We start from the raw sequence: 16,238 nt of genomic DNA, 5'->3' as shown, positions 1-16,238 counted from the left end.
TCCTTTCACCTCGGGCGGATGGGGACGACGAGGGGCCCGTGGTCGCCGGGGATGACCCGCAGGTGGGCGCGGTAGTGCTTGGCCAGGAGCTCTTCGGTGAGCACCTCGTGGGGCGGGCCGGCGGCGGCGACCCGGCCGTCGGCGAGCAGCACCATCCGGTCGGCGTACTCACCGGCGACGGAGAGGTCGTGCATGGTGGCGAGCACGGTCAGGCCGTGCTCGCGGCGCAGCTGGTCGACCAGCTCCAGCACCTCCTGCTGGTGGCCGATGTCCAGCGCGCTGGTCGGCTCGTCCAGCAGCAGCAGGGTGGCACCCTGCGCCAGCGCCCGGGCCAGGAAGACCCGCTGCCGTTCCCCGCCGGAGAGGGTGGCCAGCTCCCGGTGGCCGAACGCGGCGAGGTCGAGGCGGTCCAGCACCTCGTGCACGGCGGCCAGGTCGGCGGCCGACTCCCGCCCCAGCGGCGGGATGTACGGGGTCCGGCCCAGCAGCACGTAGTCGAGGACCGGCATGCCGGCCGGCACCACCGGGGACTGGGCGACGGTGGCGACCACCTGGGCCCGGTCGCGGCGGCGCAGCGCGGTCAGCGGCGTACCGAAGAGGTCGACCGCGCCCCGGGCGGGCAGCAGGCCGCCGACGGCGCGCAGCAGGGTCGACTTGCCGGCGCCGTTCGGGCCGATCACGGTGACCCACTCGCCGGCCGCCACGCTCAGGTCGACGCCGGCCAGGATCGGCGCGTCGCCCAGCCGCACGTGCAGGTCACGCACCTGGACGGCCGGCGGGTCGGCGGGGCCGGGCGGCCGGGCCCTCACGTCAGCACCCGCCGGGCGGTCCGCAGGACCAGTACGAAGAACGGGCCGCCGAGCAGCGCGGTGACCACCCCGATCGGGATCTCGGCCGGGGCGGCGACGGTCCGGGCCACCACGTCGGTCAGCGCCAGGAACGCCGCCCCGAAGAGCATCGACAGCGGCAGGATCACCCGGTAGCTGGAGCCAGCGAGCAGCCGTACGGTGTGCGGCACGATGATCCCGACGAAGCCGATCAGGCCGGAGGCGGAGACGGCGGCGGCGGTGCCCAGCGAGGCGGCGGCGACCAGCAGGTAGCGGGAGCGCTGCGGGTGCAGGCCGAGGCTGGTGGCCTCGTCGTCGCCGACGGAGAGCACGTCGAGTTCCCGCCGGTGCAGCAGCACCACGATCGCGGTGACCACGAAGTACGGCAGGACCAGCCGGACGTCGGCCCAGCCGGCGGTGGCGAGCCGGCCGAGCAGCCAGGAATAGACCTGCTGGATGCTGTCGGAGTGCCGTTGCAGCAGGTAGGTCTGCCCGGCGGAGAGGAACGCCGACACCGCCACCCCGGCCAGGATCAGCGTCGCGGGTGACCGGTCCCGTCCACCGGCCGCGCCGAGCAGGTAGGTCATGGCGACCGCCCCGAGCGAGCCGACGAACCCGGCGAGGGGAATGGTGACCGGCAGTCCGCTCAGCGCCCCGCCCACCCCGGCACCCAGCGCGATCACCGCGGTCACCGCGAGCCCCGCGCCGGCCGCCACCCCCAGCAGGTACGGGTCGGCCAGCGGGTTGCGGAACACGCCCTGGTAGCAGCCGCCGGCCAGGGCGAGCAGCCCGCCGACGAGCAGGCCGAGCACCACCCGGGGCAGCCGCAGCTCGGTGACGATGGCGATCTCGCGTTCGGTGAGCCCGCTGTCCAGGTGCACCCCGGGCAGCAGGTTGAGCAGTTCGGCGGCGACGCTGCCGGGCGGCAGGCTGACCGGCCCGAGGGACACCCCGGCGACGAGCGCGACGAACACGGCGACGATGCCGGCGGTCAGCCAGCGTTTGCGCAGCCCGGCCGGCCGGGACGCGGTCAGCGTCCCGGCCGACCGGGCGGCGGGTGGTCGGACCGTCATCGACGGGTCACGCGGGCACCTTGGCGGTGGCGTCGACGATCGCCTTGAGCAGGTCGACGACGCGGGGGCCCCAGCGCGAGGCGACGTCGTCGTCGAGGGCGACGACCTGGTTGTTCTTCACCGCGGTGACGCCGGCCCAGCCGCTGCGCGCCTTGACCGTGTCGGGGGTCTGCTTGCAGCACTTGGTGTCGGCCAGGAAGACGAAGTCCGGGTTGGCCTTGACGATGACCTCCTGGGAGAGCTGCGGGTAGCCGCCGTTCTTCCCGTCCGCGTCGGAGGCGTCGGCGATGTTCTCCAGCCCGGCGAGGGCGTAGATCGAGCCGATGAAGGTCTTGCTGGTCGCGCTGTACAGCTCCGGGCCCAGCTCGTGGTAGTAGGTCAGCTTCTTCGCCCGCTGCGGCAGGTCCTTGGTCAGCGCGGCGATGTCGTCCTTCATCTTCTTCGTGACGTCGGCCGCCTCGGTGGGGTGGCCGGTGAGCGCGCCCAGGTCGGTGATCTGCCGGTAGCTGTCGTCGAGGGTGGCCGCCGCCGGGGTGAGCAGCACCGGGATCTTCAGCGTGGTGAGCTGGTCGACGATCTTGTTGGTGTCGTTGGAGAGCACCACCAGGTCGGGGCTCTTGCCGGCGATCGCCTCGGCGTTCGGCTGGAAGCCGGACAGGTCGCTCTTCGGCGCGTCGGCCGGGTAGTTCGACTGGTCGTCGACGGCGGTGACCTGCTTGCCGGCGCCGATGGCGAAGAGCATCTCGGTCGCCGTCGGCGACAGCGAGACGATCTTCTCGGGGCGCTTGTCCAGGGTCAGCTTGCCGACGGTGACCGGGAAGGCGGCGGCCGCCGAGCTGCCGCCGGCGGCGGGGGTGTCGGTCGAGGTCTTCTCGGCGCAGGCGCCGAGGGCCAGCGCGGCCACCGCGAGGGTCGCGGCGAAGAGCCGGGGGGTACGTCTGGACATGGGTCCTCCTGTCGGTCGAGGAGCGTGGTGCTTCGCCGACAGGGACCGCCTCCGCGTGCCCGTCCGCGAGGCGCCCTTCCTCGAAGGCGCGTGTCGCGACCAGCCGCAGGCGACCTGGCTCGTCCCCACACACGTCGGCGTCGGCCGGAGCCGACGCCGTGCGGGGGCATCACAGTTGCGGGACAGCGCCGGTTTCGCACCGGCTTCGCTGCGGGTTGGTCGGTGCCACGGTAGCGCACGACCAGCGGAGATCGTCCGGACGGGAGGGGGTGGGTGGGGCCCCTACGACGGGGGTTGGTTCGGGGCCCCACCCGGAATCAGGACTCTGGGTCAGCAGTAGGTGCTCTGCTTGCCGATCGCCCGGTACGGGCAGTCGGCGTACTCGGAGAGCAGCAGGACGGCCTCCTTGTTGCGGGCGGTCTGCGTCGGGATCACCTCGTCGGGCGGGTAGAAGCCGCCGCCGGAGGACGACCCGGGATACATCTCGAAGGTGTACGCCCAGATCTTGTGGGCGTACCACATCCAGTCGATGCTGGTGCCGTCGGCGATGTAGAGGTCGCTGGACTGTTCCGGGGTGTAGCCGTTGCTGCTCGCCATCTGCTGACCGATGGTGGCGAAGGTGTTGTACTGGTCGGCGTTCATCCCGGTGGCGGTGTTCGCGGTGGTGTAGCCGTACGGCCAGAGCACCAGCTGCGAGTAGGTGTGGAAGTCGATGTTGGCCTTGATCTGCTGCACCCCGCCGACCACCCGGCTGTTGACGAAGTTGCGCAACGCCTGGGTCTCCGGGGCGGAGAAGGCGGACGGACCCCGGTAGGTCAGCGACGAGGTCGAGCCGGACGAGCCGCCGCAGCAGCCCCACTGGTAGCCCCAGTTCCGGTTCAGGTCGGTGCCGACGTACGAGGAGCCGCTGTTGGGCTGCCGGTTCTTCCTCCAGGACCGGTACGACCCGGTGGCGATGTCGTACTCGCTGCCGTCCGGGTTGAGGGTGGGGACGATCCAGATCTCCCGCGAGTTGACGATGTTGGTGATCCGGGAGTCGGTGCCGTAGCTGCCGGTGAAGAGGTTGAGCAGATAGATCGCCATCTCGACGGTCAGGTGCTCACGGGCGTGCTGCTGGGCGTTGAAGAGGATCTCCGGCTCGTTCTCGTCGGCGCCGACGTTGTCGGAGATCTTCACCGCCATCAGGTCCCGGCCCTCGTAGGAGCGGCCGATGCTGGTCTTCCGCGCGATGGTCGGGTGGGCGGCGACCACCTGGTCCACCACGGCGGTCAACTCGGCGTAGTCGTGGTAGTTGGAGTCGGCCGGCGGGAAGGCGTACGTGCCGACCTGGCCGGAGGGGGCGGGGGCGGCGTCGCGTTCCAGCCGGAAACCGAGCCGGCTGATCGCCGCCGCCTCGGCGCGGGTGGCCGAGACGTACAGCCGGCCGTCCTCGACGAGGTCGATCGACGCGCCGGTGCGGGCGACCGCGTCCCGGTCGGCGAAGGTGCGCGGGCCGACCACCTGGTAGGCGACGGCGTCGGAGGCGGTGCGGTCCGGTGCCGGCCGCGCGGAGGCCGGACCGGTGACGACGGTGACGAGGCCGAGGCCGACGGCGGCGACGAGCGCCAGCCGGCGGCGGAGCTGGGAGGTGCGCAGGGCCATGGATACCTCCTCGGGGTACGTCACATGTTCATATCAACATTCGTCGCTGCAATGCTCCATCCCGACCGGATCCTCATCCCGGCAATGATTTTCCATGAGCTGACCTCTGGCGAAACTTCCTTCCAGGCGCGACAGTGAACGGCAACGATGTCGTCCTCCTGTGGAGCTGCCATGGTCAAGACATCCCTGCGCGCGACCGCCGTCGCCGGCCTCGCCGCGCTCGCCCTCCTCGGCACCACCGCCCCCGTCTCCGCCGGCCGCCCCGCGACCGGCGGCGTCACCGTCACCCACGACGAACAGGTCACCTGGCAGGGCTGGTCCGGCACCGGCTGGTCCGCCGGCACCGGCGCCGGCACCACGGCCACCGCCGCCGGCCTCATCCTCGCCACCCCGGTCGGCACCACCGTCTACCGGGACCCGCACACCGGCACCCGGCGCACCTGGGCGTACGGGACGTGGACCGCGCCGCTCACCGAGGTCGGCTTCGGCGCGACCGAACTGGTCGCCTCGTGGAACGCCGACACACCGGCCGGCACCTGGCTCCAGGTCGAGGTCCAGGGCACCTACACCACCGGCGCCCGGACCCCCTGGTACGTGCTGGGCCGCTGGGCCTCCGGCGACGCCGACATCAAACGGACCAGCGTCGACAAGCAGACCGACAAGACCTCCAGCGTCTGGACCGACACCCTCGCGATCGACAACCCGGCCGCCGGGACGCTGCTCCGCGCCCACCAGCTCCGGGTGACCCTCTACCGGGACCCGGCGTCGACCGTCTCCCCCGTGCTCCGCTCGGTGGGCGCGATGAGCTCGAACGTCCCGGACCGGTTCACCGTCACCCCGAGCACCGGCGGCACCGCCTGGGGCACCGAGCTGGCCGTGCCGCGCTACTCGCAGGAGATCCACGCCGGCCAGTACCCCGAGTACGACGGTGGCGGTGAGGCCTGGTGCTCGCCCACCTCCACGGAGATGTTGGTCGAGTACTGGGGCCGCAAGCCGTCCCCGGCCGACACGTCCTGGGTGAACCCCGCGTACGCCGACCCGACCGTCGACCACGCCGCCCGGATGACCTACGACCACCAGTACCAGGGCGCCGGGAACTGGCCGTTCAACACCGCGTACGCGGCCACCTTCCCCGGGCTGGAGGGCAAGGTGACCCGGCTGCACTCGCTGGCCGAGCTGGAGTACTTCATCGCGGCCGGCATCCCGGTGGCGACCAGCGTGTCCTTCCTGGCCAGCGAGCTGGACGGGGCGGGCTACGGCACGTCCGGGCACCTGATGACGGTGATCGGCTTCACCGCCACCGGCGACGTGATCGCCAACGACCCGGCCTCGCCGACCGACGCCGCCGTCCGGCACGTCTACAAGCGGGACCAGTTCGAACAGATCTGGCAGCGGACCAGGCGGACCACCGCCAGCGGCGGCACCGGCAGCGGGTCCGGCGGCATCGTCTACCTGATCAAGCCCACCACGGTGGCCTGGCCGGCGGTCGCCGGCTCCACCAACTGGTGACCCACCCCTTCCCACCTTTCGGAGTTCACATGGTCAGACCAGCCCTGCGGGCGGTCGCCCTCGCCGGCGTCGCCGCGCTCGCCCTGCTCGGCACGGCGGTCCCCGCCCAGGCCGACAACAACCTGCCCGTCGTCGCGCACGACGAGCAGGTCACCTTCCATGAGTTCTCGAAGTACCCGGACTGGCGCGGCGGCACCCACCAGGGCACGTACGCCGTGCCCGGGCACCGCACCGGGATCACCATCGGCCAGCCGGCCGGCACCACCGCGTTCACCGACGAGCACACCGGTGCCACCCGCACCTGGGAGTACGCCACCTGGACCTCCCCCGAGCAGCAGGTCGGCTTCGACGCCACCGAACTGGTCGCCTCGTGGAACGCCGACACCCCGGCCGGCACCTGGATCCAGGTCGAACTCCAGGGCACCTACAACACCGGGAACCAGACCCCCTGGTACGTGATGGGCCGCTGGGCCTCCGGCGACCAGGACATCAAGCGGGCCACCCTGGACGGCCAGGGCGACCCCTGGTCGAGCATCTGGACCGACACCTTCTCGATCGACGACGCGACGGCCGGGGTGCTGCTGCGGGCGTACCAGCTGCGGCTCACCCTCTACCGCGCGCCGGGGCAGACCGCCTCGCCCCGGGTCCGGATGCTCGGCGCGATGGCCTCCAACGTGCCCGACCGGTTCACCGTCACCCCGAGCAAGGGGGGCATCGCGTGGGGCACCGAGCTGCCCGTGCCGCGCTACTCGCAGAACATCCACCGGGGCGAGTACCCCGAGTACGACAACGGCGGCGAGGCCTGGTGCTCACCGACCTCCACCGAGATGGTGGTCGAGTACTGGGGTCGGAAGCCCTCGGCCGAGGACACCGCGTGGGTCGACCCGGCGTACGCCGACCCCACCGTCGACCACGCCGCCCGGATGACCTACGACTACGAGTACTCCGGCGCCGGCAACTGGCCGTTCAACACCGCGTACGCGGCCAGCTTCCCCGGCCTGGACGCGCGGGTCACCCGGCTGCACTCGCTGGACGAGGTGGAACGCTTCATCAAGGCGGGCATCCCCGTCGTCACCTCGCAGTCCTTCCTGGCCAGCGAGCTGGACGGGGCGAACTACGGCACCGCCGGGCACCTCTTCGTGGTGGTCGGCTTCACCGCAGACGGTGACGTGATCGTCAACGACCCCGCCTCCTCCTCGGACGCCGAGGTGCGCAACGTCTACAAGCGGGAGCAGTTCGAGCAGATCTGGCTGCGGACCAAGCGGCACCGGGCCAACGGCTCCGTGGCCTCCGGCTCGGGTGGCATCGCGTACCTGATCAAGCCGGCGGACCGGCCCTGGCCGGTGATCCCCGGCTCCACCAACTGGTGACCGTCGGGACGGGGCCCCTGCTCACCGCATCCGGTGCGCGGGGGCCCTGTCCCCCGTCCGGGGCCGGGCAGCGGACCCGGCCGGACGGTCCGTTCAGCGGGCCTGCGCCGGGCGGGGCAGGCCCGCGGCCTGCGCGGGGCGGGCCGGTCAGCGGGCCTGCGCGGGGCGGGGCGTGCCGCGACGGCGGTGGATCGCGCGGACGAGCCAGACCAGCCAGAGCAGCCCGACGGCCATGCCGACCGCGGCGAAGACCGTGGCGGCCAGCCAGAACTTCCCACCCGCGTCGGCGAAGACGCCCCGGGCCCCGGTGTCGCGGGCCGCCGCCGTGCCGCCCCGCGCCAGCCCGTCCGGCGAGTCGTAGAGGATGACGTCACGGCGGACCGCCGAGCCGTCGGCGGGCGCGAAGTCGCCGTACCAGGTGCAGGCCTGCCGGCCGCAGCTCTCGTGGACGGCGGTGAAGGTCCCGGGGGTGCCGGCACCGGACCTCGCCTGCCAGGCCGGCCCGACCTCGGAGCCGATCCCGCCCAGGGCGACCAGCGCGACGACCGGCGGCACGACCCACCTCAGGACCCACGTGACGATCTTCTTGACCACGACCGCCGACCCTAGCGGCGCGGGTCAACCGCGGTGCTCTCCCGGGCCGTCCTCGGCGGGCTGGTCGTCACCGGCCAGCGCGGAGCGCAGCCGCTCCTTCTCGGCCCGCCGCCGCTCCGACGCCTCGGCCATCTCGCCGGCCATCTCGTCCCGCCAACCGCGCAGCAGGAAGAACGACAACGCGGCGGAGAACGCCAGCGCCAGCATCAGCCGGAGGAACATGTTCATCTCGACGAACCAGAGGGCCGCCAGCACGGCGACGAACAGCCCGATCCGGCCCAGCGTGTACTTGACCGCCGCACTCAAGGTCGTACTCCGATCTCCGCAACGGCAGTGCCGGTGGCGGGAGGTTCAGCCCGTCCGCCGGGCCAGCCAGTGGACGCCATGAAACCAGATCACCGCGTACGCCAGGGTGAAGACCGCCGCGGCGAGCGCGCCCGAGGCCAGCGGCGGCAGGTCGGCGGCCAGGCCCGCGGTCAGCAGCCCGGCGAAGACCCCCACCGCGGCGGCCACCAGGGCCGCGACCACCCGGGCCGCGCCGAACTCCCAGGCCCGGAAGTCGTCCCAGAACAGCCAGAGCGGCAGGATCACCGCCAGCCAGCCATTGGTACGCCCGAAGCTGCCCGCCCCGACCGAGGCGAAGGCCCACTCGAAGAGCACCAGCGCCAGCACCCCGATGACCAGGCCGGCGAGGCTCACCCCGAGCAGGTCGCCCAGGGTGAGGATGCGCCCGTCGGCGTCCCGCCGCGGAAAGGCCCGCTGCTGCTGCTCGGTCATCGGTGCGCGGGTCAGGCCCAGACCTGCTGCGGCTCGGCGCGCCGCTCCGCCAGCGAGGAGGGCTTGTCGTACTCCCGGACCACGTTGTAGCGGGTGTCCCGCTCGACCGGCTGGAAACCGGCGTCCCAGATCAGGTGCAGCAGGTCGTCCCGGTGCATCGTGTTCGGGGTGCCGTACGAGTCGGCGTCGTGGGTGATCTTGTATTCCACGACGGAGCCGTCCAGGTCGTCCACGCCGAAGTTCAGCGACATCTGCGCGACCGAGAGGCCGTGCATCACCCAGAAGCACTTGACGTGCGGGACGTTGTCGAACAGCAGCCGGGAGACCGCGAAGGTCTTCAGCGACTCGGCCGGCGACGCCATCGTGGTCCGCGCCTGGATCCGGTTACGGATCTTGCCGTCCGCCGAGTCCACGAAGTCGTGCTGATAGCGCAGCGGGATGAAGACCGCGAAGCCACCGGTCTCGTCCTGCAGCTCACGCAGCCGCAGCACGTGGTCGACCCGGTGCCGGGGCTCCTCGATGTGGCCGTACAGCATCGTCGCCGGGGTCTTCATGCCCTTCGAGTGGGCCAGCGCGTGGATCCGCGACCAGTCCTCCCAGTGGCACTCGTGGTCCACGATGTGCTGCCGGACCTCCCAGTCGAAGATCTCCGCGCCACCGCCGGTCAGCGACTCCAGGCCGGCGTCCATCAGCTCGTCGAGGATCGCGTCGGCGGACAGGCCGCTGATCTTCTCGAACCACTGCACCTCGGTCGCGGTGAAGCACTTGAGCTTCACGTTGGGCAGCGCGGCCTTCAGCTCGCGCAGCACCTTGGGGTAGTAGCGCCAGGGCAGCGTCGGGTGCAGGCCGTTGACGATGTGCAGCTCGGTGAGCTGCTCGTCCTCCATCTCCTTGGCCTTGCGGACCGCCTCGTCGATCCGCATCGTGTAGGCGTCCTTCTCCCCCGGCTTGCGCTGGAAGGAGCAGTACGCGCACGAGGCGGAACAGACGTTGGTGAGGTTGAGGTGCCGGTTGACGTTGAACATCACCCGGTCGCCGTTCAGCTCGGTGCGCCTGTGGTGCGCCAGCCGCCCCAGCCAGGCCAGGTCGTCGCTGTCGTAGAGGGCGATCCCGTCCTCGCGGGTCAGCCGCTCGCCCGCGTACACCTTCGCTTCGAGCTCGCGCTTGAGTCCGGCGTCCATCGAAAGCCACGTCCCTTCCACCTGCGGTCCCGGTCGAGCGTACGTCGGTCCTCCGACGAACCGGCGGGCCGGTCGACCCCAGCGACGTAGTTCACCGGACTCTCAGCGGACTCTCACCCGTCGCGCATCGACAACCTTGTCGACGTGAGGTAAGACAGGGTGGGGCGGAACACACACACCGGTACCGTCCTGGATCTCCGCGCCCATCCGGCGCGGAACCACGCCAGACCGGACGGGGAGCGGAATGGTCGACAGGCAGCACGGGCGGCGGCAACCACGACGTCGGGGCCCGGTGATCTCGCCGGTGCTGCGTCCGGCGCTCTGGTCCGCACTGCTCGGCGCCGTCGCCGCGGCCGCCCTCGCCACCCCGGCCTGGGCCGAGCCACCGCTGCCCGACCGGATCCCCGACGCCGGCACCCGTCCGGTCGTCACCGGCAGCCTGCAACTGCCCAGTTCCGTCCCGGTCCGGCCCGGCACGGGCACCGCCCCCGGCCGCGTCCCCGGTGCGCCCACCACGCCGATCACCCCGGCCAACCCGGCCGCGGGGCCGCTGATCGCGCAGATCACCGCCGTCGACGCGCTGGTCGGCCGGCTCGGTGACGACCTGGTGCAGATCAAGGGGGAACGCGACGACGCGCAGGGCCAGCTCACCGTCGCCGGCACCCAGCTGAAGCGGGCCCAGGAGGCGCTCGCCAAGGCCCAGGAGAACGCCAAGGACGCCGCCGCCGACGCGGTCAAGGCCGCCGCCGCGCTGCCGCCCGGCGAGTTCGGCGCGGACCTGCGTGACCTGGACCGGCTCCAGCGGATCGTCCGCGGCGACCGGGCCGAGGGGGGTACCACCGCGGCCGACGGCGAGGTCGCCCGGGCCACCGCCGCCGAGAAGATCGCCCGCGAGGCGTACGCCGCCGCGGAGCTGCGCGTCCGGACCAAGACGCAGGAGTTCACCAGGGCCGAGACCGACCTGCACCGGCAGGAGGCGATCCTGCTCCAGCTCCGCCGGGACAACGCGGCGCAGCTGCTCGAGATCGAGAAGCGCGAGGACGCCGCCGAGCAGCGGATCGGCACGTCGTACGTCAGCAGCCAGAGCGTCAGCGGCCTGGCCGCCGACCCGAAGGCCCTCGCCGCCGTCCGGTACGCCCTCGCCCAGCTCGGCGACCCCTACCTGTGGGCGGCCGAAGGGCCGGACCGGTTCGACTGCTCCGGCCTGATGCTGGCCGCCTACGAGTCCGCCGGCTACCACGACCTGCCCCGGGTCTCCCGGGACCAGTACTACGCCACCCGGAGCCGGACGGTCGACCCGACCGCCCTGCTCCCCGGCGATCTGCTCTTCTTCGCCTCCGGCAGCAGCTGGACCTCCATCCACCACGTCGCCATGTACATCGGTGGCGGCCGGATGGTCGAGGCGCCCCGGACGGGCGACGTGGTCAAGATCTCGGTGGTCCGCTGGACCCGGCTCTATGCCGCGACCCGGGTGATCGGCGGGGTGCCCGCCCCGGCCGGCCCGGTCCGGCCGATCCCCGTGCCGCCGGTCTCGACCGGTACGCCCAAGCCGAGCACGACGCCGAAGCCGAGCGCCACGCCGAAGCCCACCAGGACCGCGAGCCCGAAGCCGACCCGGACGGCGACGCCGAAGCCGACCGGCACCACGCCGAGCCCGACGAAGAGCCCGACGACCTCGCCGTCGCCCAGCACGTCACCGTCGCCGAGCCCGTCCACCTCGCCGTCGACGGCCCCCAGCTCGGCGACGAGCACCGAGCCCAGCCCGACGACCAGCAGCATCGCCCCGAGCAACAGCACCTCCGAGGCCGCCTCGGGCAGCCCGAGCGCCAGCAGCTGACCCAACCGTCCACTCCGGCTGTGCTGCCGGCCCGGAATGTGGCACGGTTGAGTTCCTGGCACTCCGGGCCGATGCCGCGGTCCGGTGCGAGCGTGGGCGCGGAGGGCGAGCATGGGCGAGCAAGAGGTTCCGGCGGAGCGGGTCGACCCCGGATCCGAGCCGGACCCCACCGACCGGCCCGCGGCGCAGCCGGACCGCGCCACCGACGGGACCGACCTCCCCGACGGCTCCGTGCCGTCCGCCCGGCCCGCCAGCACGGTGGCCCGCGCCCGGGTCAGTGTCGCCGGTGCCGCCGCTCCACCGTCCGGTCAGGAGCGGCCCGCCGCCCCGGCCACCGCCACCACCTACCGATCGGGCCAACCGAGCGAGACGCCCCCGTCGCATGGGACCGCCGCCGCTCCCGCCCCGGTGCCGACGGAGCGGCCGGCACCACCGACCGGGCAATCCGTCCCGCCGTTGGACCGCCGCCGCCCGGGCGTACCGACCGCCCCGTCGAGCTGGTCCGGCTTCGCCGCCGCCGAGCGGAAGGCCGACCGACCGACCCCGCCGCAGGACGCCCCGATGGGCGCCGCATCCGCCCCGGCCGGCTCGCTCGCGCCGACGGGCACCGTGCCACCGCCACCGGCGAGCACCGTGGCACCTGCGCCGAGCGCTGAGGCACCTGCGGCGAGCGCCGTAGGGCCGGCGGCGAGCGGCACAGAGGGGGCGGCGGCGAGCGCCGCACCAGCGGCAGCGAACGCGGTGGCAGCAGCGGCGGCGGGCGCCGTGTCGCCGGCGAGCGGCGTGCCCGCGCAGCGGGGCAGCACCGCCGGCGCGGCTCCCGCCCGGGCCAGCGCCTCGGTGCCGGGACTGAGCCGGCTCTCGGCCGACGAGGCAGGGGCCGCCGGTGCCGCCGTGGCGGCCCGGGCCGGCGGGACGAAGGTATACCGCTCGGCACCGGTCAACCCGGAGCCGCCCGAGCCGGCCCAGCCGCCGGAGCCGGTGCAGCCGCCCACGCCGCCCGCGCCGGAGCCGGAACCGGTTCCCACGCCGGTACCGGGGCCGGAGCCGGTTCCCACGCCGGTACCGGGGCCGACCCCGCCCTCGCCGGCACCGCCCGTGCCGGAGCCGGAACGTCCGTTCCCGGTGCCGTCACCGCCCGCACCGCGGCCGGGCCCACCCGGTCCGATCCGCCGGTTCCCGGGCCGCCGGTGCCGCCGCCCGCCCCGCCGGTCCCCGCGCCTCCGCCGCCGCCGGGCCCGATGCCGGCCCCGCCGTTCCCGCCGCCGCCCGCCATGACGGCCTCCGCGCCGGCGGCCTTCTCCGCGCCGCCGATCGCCCCGACCTCCGCGCCGCCGATCGCGTCGTCCTCCGCACGCCCGGTTGCGCCGACTTCCGCACCGCCCGCTGCGCCGACATCCGGGCCGCCGGTGGTGCCGGCGGCGGCGCTGCCCGCCTGGCCGCCGCCCACCAACCCGACCGCGCACCGGAGCGCCGCGACGTACCCGACAAGCGCACCGCCGGCCCGGTCCGGCGGGTCGGCCGCGCCGCTCGGGCAGCGCGACCTGGCGAGCACCGTCTACGGCGGCACCGAGGGCCCCGGATTCGCCACCGTGTCGCTCCCCCAGGCCAACCAGCTGGAGAATTCCGGCTCGCTGACCGGGCACATCCTGGCCCAGGGTTGGGCCGAGGACGCTCCGGCGGCCCGGTCCCGCAACACCCGGGTGGTGATCGTGCTGGCCGCGGCGCTGGGCCTGCTGGTCGCCGTCAGCGTGCTGGTCGTGCTGCTCGCCGACGACGCGGTGAGCGGGCTGACCGGCAACCTGCTGACCAAGTGAGCGCCACCGGCGGGGCATGGTGAGCCCGCCCACTACGACCTCGCGGTGCGGTGGCGGGTTCGGCGCAGCGCCGTACACTGGTGTAGATCACTGACCCGGCGCGCGGATCTGCGCGCCCATGGGCGATCTTGCGGGCGATTCGGCGGCGTTCAGCTGCGGCGGGCCATCGCGAAGATGCGCCCCGCTCGAAAGGCATTTCTTGACCACCTTCGCTGAGCCCAGCACGTCCCCGTCCGTCTCCGACGCCCCGGTGGAGCACTCCACCGACGCCCCCGACTTCGCCGCGCTCGGGCTGCCCCAGCCGGTGGTCGCCGCGCTGGCCCGCCAGGGCATCACCACCCCCTTCGAGATCCAGCGGGCCACCGTCCCGGACGCCCTCGCCGGCCGCGACGTGCTCGGCCGGGGCCAGACCGGCTCCGGCAAGACGCTGGCCTTCGGCCTGCCCGTGATCGCCCGGCTCGCCGAGCGCAACCGGGCCCGGCCGCTGCACCCGCGCGCCCTCGTCCTGGTCCCCACCCGGGAACTCGCGATGCAGGTCAACGACGCGCTGATGCCGCTCGGCAAGGCCGTCGGCATCTTCCTCAAGACCGCCGTCGGCGGGGTGCCGTACGACCGGCAGATCGACGCGCTCCGCCGGGGCGTGGAGATCGTCGTGGCCACCCCGGGGCGGCTCGGCGACCTGATCGCCCGGGGCGTCTGCAAGCTCGACGACATCGAGATCACCGTGCTGGACGAGGCCGACCAGATGGCCGACATGGGCTTCCTGCCCGAGGTGACCGAACTGCTGTCGAAGACGCCGGCGGACAGCCAGCGGCTGCTCTTCTCGGCCACCCTGGACGGTGACGTCGACTCGCTGGTCAAGCGGTTCATGAACGACCCGGTGACGCACTCGACCGCCCCGTCGACCGCCTCGGTCTCCACCATGGACCACCACCTGCTGCTGATCCCGCCGCACGACAAGTTCGCCGTGGCGGCCTCGATCGCGGCCCGTGCCGGCCGGACCATGCTCTTCGCCCGTACGCAGCTCGGCGTCGACCGGCTGGTCGAGCAGCTCGCCGCGGTGGGCGTACGCGCCGGTGGGTTGCACGGCGGCAAGACCCAGCGGATGCGTACCAAGACCCTCGCCGAGTTCCGGGAGGGCCGGATGAACGTGCTGGTCGCCACCGACGTGGCGGCCCGCGGCATCCACGTCGACGGGGTCTCCCTGGTGCTGCACGTGGACCCGCCGAAGGACCCGAAGGACTACCTGCACCGGGCGGGACGTACCGCCCGGGCCGGCGAGTCGGGCGCGGTGGCGACCCTGGTGCTGCCGAAGCAGCGCCGCACCACCCTCGCCATGCTGGAGAAGGCGGGCGTCGAGCCGGCGGAGGCCCGGGTGCGGGCCGGCGACCCGGCCCTGGCCGAGCTGACCGGTGCGCAGGCGCCGAGCGGTGTGCCGGTCCGCGAGGAGCCGCGGAGCAGCGCCGGTACGGCGACCGGTCGTCCGGCCCGCGCCGCTTCGGCGACCGGGACGGCCGGGGCGAGCGCCGGTACGGCGACCGGCCCACCGCCGACCGTGGCTCGTACGGGGAGCGGCGTTCCGTCAACCGGGACGACCGGGGCGAGCAGCGCTTCGGCCGGCCGACCGGTGAGCGACGCTTCGGCGACCGTCCGACCGGCGGTCGGAGCTTCGGCGACCGGGACGCGCGCGGTGAGCGTCGTTTCGACGACCGGCCGCAGGGTGAGCGGCGGTTCGGTGACCGGCCGGCCGACGACCGGCGGTTCGGCGACCGGGACACCCGCGGCGAGCGGGGTGGCGACTTCCGTCCGGCGGACCGCCGGGGCGGGTTCCGCACCGAGGGGCGGGGCCGGGACGACCGGCCGCGCGACGATCGGCGCGGGTTCGGCGGGCGACCGCCGGCGCGTACCCACTGACCTGACGGACCGACGCCGCCGTGGAGCACCCGCTCCGCGGCGGCGTTTCCGCATTCCGTGCCGGGGTCCGGCGGGTGGCGTAACGTCCGGTTCATGCCGACCATGCCGAAGTCCCTCTACTGGAGCCGGACGGACACCGCCGGGGCGGAACACGTCAGCTTCGACGACCGTCAGGGGTTGACCGCGCGGGGCACCGTGCTGGCGGTGGACCCGGTCCCGTACACGTGCCGCTATCAGCTGGCGACCGGGCCGGACTGGGCCACCACCCGGCTGGAGGTGGAGGCCGAGGGGGCGGGCTGGTCGCGGAGCGTACGCCTGGAACGCGCCGGGGACGGCTGGCGGGTGCGGACCGGCGAGGAGGGTGACCTGGACGCGGCCCTGCGGGCGGCCGGGCACCCGCCGGCCGGCCTGCCGGGGACCGACGACCCGGACCGGCTGGCCGACGCCATCGACGTGGACCTGGGCGGTTCCCCGCTCTTCAACACCCTGCCGGTACGCCGGCTCGGGCTGGCCCGCGGCCCGGCCGACCAGGCCCGTCGGGTCACCGTGGCCTGGGTGCTGGTGCCGAGCCTGGTGGTGGTGCCCGCCGAGCAGGTCTACTCGTCGCTCGGGCCGGCCCGGGTCCGGTTCGCCAGCGACACCTTCAGCGCCGACCTGGACGTGGACCCGGAGGGTTACGTGGTGCGCTACCCGGGTCTGGCCGAGCGGGTCGGCCCGCGCTGAGCGCCGACGCCGGGGGCCGGGACCGGACG

The 16,238-nt window shown here is 73.7% G+C and carries 13 protein-coding genes, 2 pseudogenes and 1 riboswitch; of the genes and pseudogenes, 6 read left to right on the top strand and 9 right to left on the bottom strand.

The genetic code is table 11. The features are described 5' to 3' along the window. Positions 1–5: 5 nt before the first annotated feature. From MRQ36_RS14585 to MRQ36_RS14570, 4 genes and pseudogenes are all read right to left on the bottom strand, one after another. Positions 6–809 (bottom strand): ABC transporter ATP-binding protein, encoded by an 804-nt coding sequence (locus MRQ36_RS14585; protein ID WP_242795999.1) that lies wholly within the window; start codon positions 807–809, stop codon positions 6–8. Beyond that, a complete protein-coding gene (locus tag MRQ36_RS14580) occupies positions 806–1,900 on the bottom strand; it encodes an iron ABC transporter permease (protein WP_242795998.1) in 1,095 nt (364 codons plus the stop codon). The genes MRQ36_RS14585 and MRQ36_RS14580 overlap by 4 nt, the downstream gene beginning before the upstream one ends. A gap of 7 nt (positions 1,901–1,907) precedes the next feature. Continuing rightward, on the bottom strand, positions 1,908–2,846 hold the full coding sequence (locus MRQ36_RS14575) for an ABC transporter substrate-binding protein (protein ID WP_242795997.1): 939 nt from the start codon (positions 2,844–2,846) through the stop codon (positions 1,908–1,910). 113 nt (positions 2,847–2,959) lie between these two features. Beyond that, positions 2,960–3,050, bottom strand: a riboswitch (cobalamin riboswitch). 129 nt (positions 3,051–3,179) lie between these two features. Beyond that, a pseudogene (locus tag MRQ36_RS14570) lies at positions 3,180–4,487 on the bottom strand (M14 family zinc carboxypeptidase); the annotation flags it as partial. 171 nt (positions 4,488–4,658) lie between these two features. Between MRQ36_RS14570 and MRQ36_RS14565 the strand changes: the two are divergent. Both MRQ36_RS14565 and MRQ36_RS14560 read left to right on the top strand, forming a co-directional pair. After that, entirely contained in the window at positions 4,659–5,996 is a 1,338-nt protein-coding gene (locus tag MRQ36_RS14565; RefSeq protein WP_242795996.1) for a C39 family peptidase, read from the top strand. A 29-nt stretch (positions 5,997–6,025) separates the two neighbouring features. Then, positions 6,026–7,366: a C39 family peptidase gene (locus MRQ36_RS14560; protein ID WP_242795995.1), complete on the top strand. Its 1,341-nt coding sequence runs from the start codon at positions 6,026–6,028 to the stop codon at positions 7,364–7,366. Positions 7,367–7,513: 147 nt separating this feature from the next. Here MRQ36_RS14560 and MRQ36_RS14555 read toward each other — a convergent pair whose 3' ends face one another. Genes MRQ36_RS14555 through mqnE form a run of 4 tightly spaced genes read right to left on the bottom strand, consistent with a single transcriptional unit; the run spans position 7,514 to position 9,918 of the window. Continuing rightward, a complete protein-coding gene (locus MRQ36_RS14555) occupies positions 7,514–7,960 on the bottom strand; it encodes a hypothetical protein (RefSeq protein ID WP_242795994.1) in 447 nt (148 codons plus the stop codon). Between the two features lie 24 nt (positions 7,961–7,984). Further along, the gene (locus MRQ36_RS14550; protein WP_242795993.1) at positions 7,985–8,266 is read right to left on the bottom strand and encodes a DUF4229 domain-containing protein; all 282 of its coding nucleotides are present in this window, start codon (positions 8,264–8,266) and stop codon (positions 7,985–7,987) included. A 45-nt stretch (positions 8,267–8,311) separates the two neighbouring features. Continuing rightward, positions 8,312–8,737, bottom strand: a complete 426-nt coding sequence (locus MRQ36_RS14545; protein ID WP_242795992.1) for a hypothetical protein — start codon at positions 8,735–8,737, stop codon at positions 8,312–8,314. Between the two features lie 11 nt (positions 8,738–8,748). After that, positions 8,749–9,918, bottom strand: a complete 1,170-nt coding sequence (mqnE, locus tag MRQ36_RS14540) for an aminofutalosine synthase MqnE (protein WP_242795991.1) — start codon at positions 9,916–9,918, stop codon at positions 8,749–8,751. 244 nt (positions 9,919–10,162) lie between these two features. Here mqnE and MRQ36_RS14535 point away from each other — a divergent pair, with 244 nt between their 5' ends. Beyond that, on the top strand, positions 10,163–11,755 hold the full coding sequence (locus MRQ36_RS14535) for a C40 family peptidase (protein ID WP_242795989.1): 1,593 nt from the start codon (positions 10,163–10,165) through the stop codon (positions 11,753–11,755). 344 nt (positions 11,756–12,099) lie between these two features. On the opposite strand, the gene MRQ36_RS14530 is transcribed toward MRQ36_RS14535, so the two are convergent. Further along, on the bottom strand, positions 12,100–12,783 hold the full coding sequence (locus tag MRQ36_RS14530) for a hypothetical protein (RefSeq protein ID WP_242795987.1): 684 nt from the start codon (positions 12,781–12,783) through the stop codon (positions 12,100–12,102). 381 nt (positions 12,784–13,164) lie between these two features. On the opposite strand from MRQ36_RS14530, the gene MRQ36_RS14525 reads away from it, so the two are divergent. The 3 genes and pseudogenes from MRQ36_RS14525 to MRQ36_RS14515 all read left to right on the top strand — a co-directional run bounded on the left by MRQ36_RS14525 (position 13,165) and on the right by MRQ36_RS14515 (position 16,209). Continuing rightward, positions 13,165–13,572 (top strand): hypothetical protein, encoded by a 408-nt coding sequence (locus MRQ36_RS14525; RefSeq protein WP_242795985.1) that lies wholly within the window; start codon positions 13,165–13,167, stop codon positions 13,570–13,572. Between the two features lie 199 nt (positions 13,573–13,771). Then, a pseudogene (locus MRQ36_RS14520) lies at positions 13,772–15,240 on the top strand (DEAD/DEAH box helicase); the annotation flags it as partial. Between the two features lie 348 nt (positions 15,241–15,588). Then, on the top strand, positions 15,589–16,209 hold the full coding sequence (locus tag MRQ36_RS14515) for a putative glycolipid-binding domain-containing protein (RefSeq protein WP_242801110.1): 621 nt from the start codon (positions 15,589–15,591) through the stop codon (positions 16,207–16,209). Positions 16,210–16,238: the final 29 nt, after the last annotated feature.

Source organism: Micromonospora sp. R77, assembly GCF_022747945.1.
GTDB lineage: Bacteria > Actinomycetota > Actinomycetes > Mycobacteriales > Micromonosporaceae > Micromonospora.
Note: the sequence above shows the minus strand (reverse complement) of the source record. Positions and strands in the feature narration are given on the sequence as shown.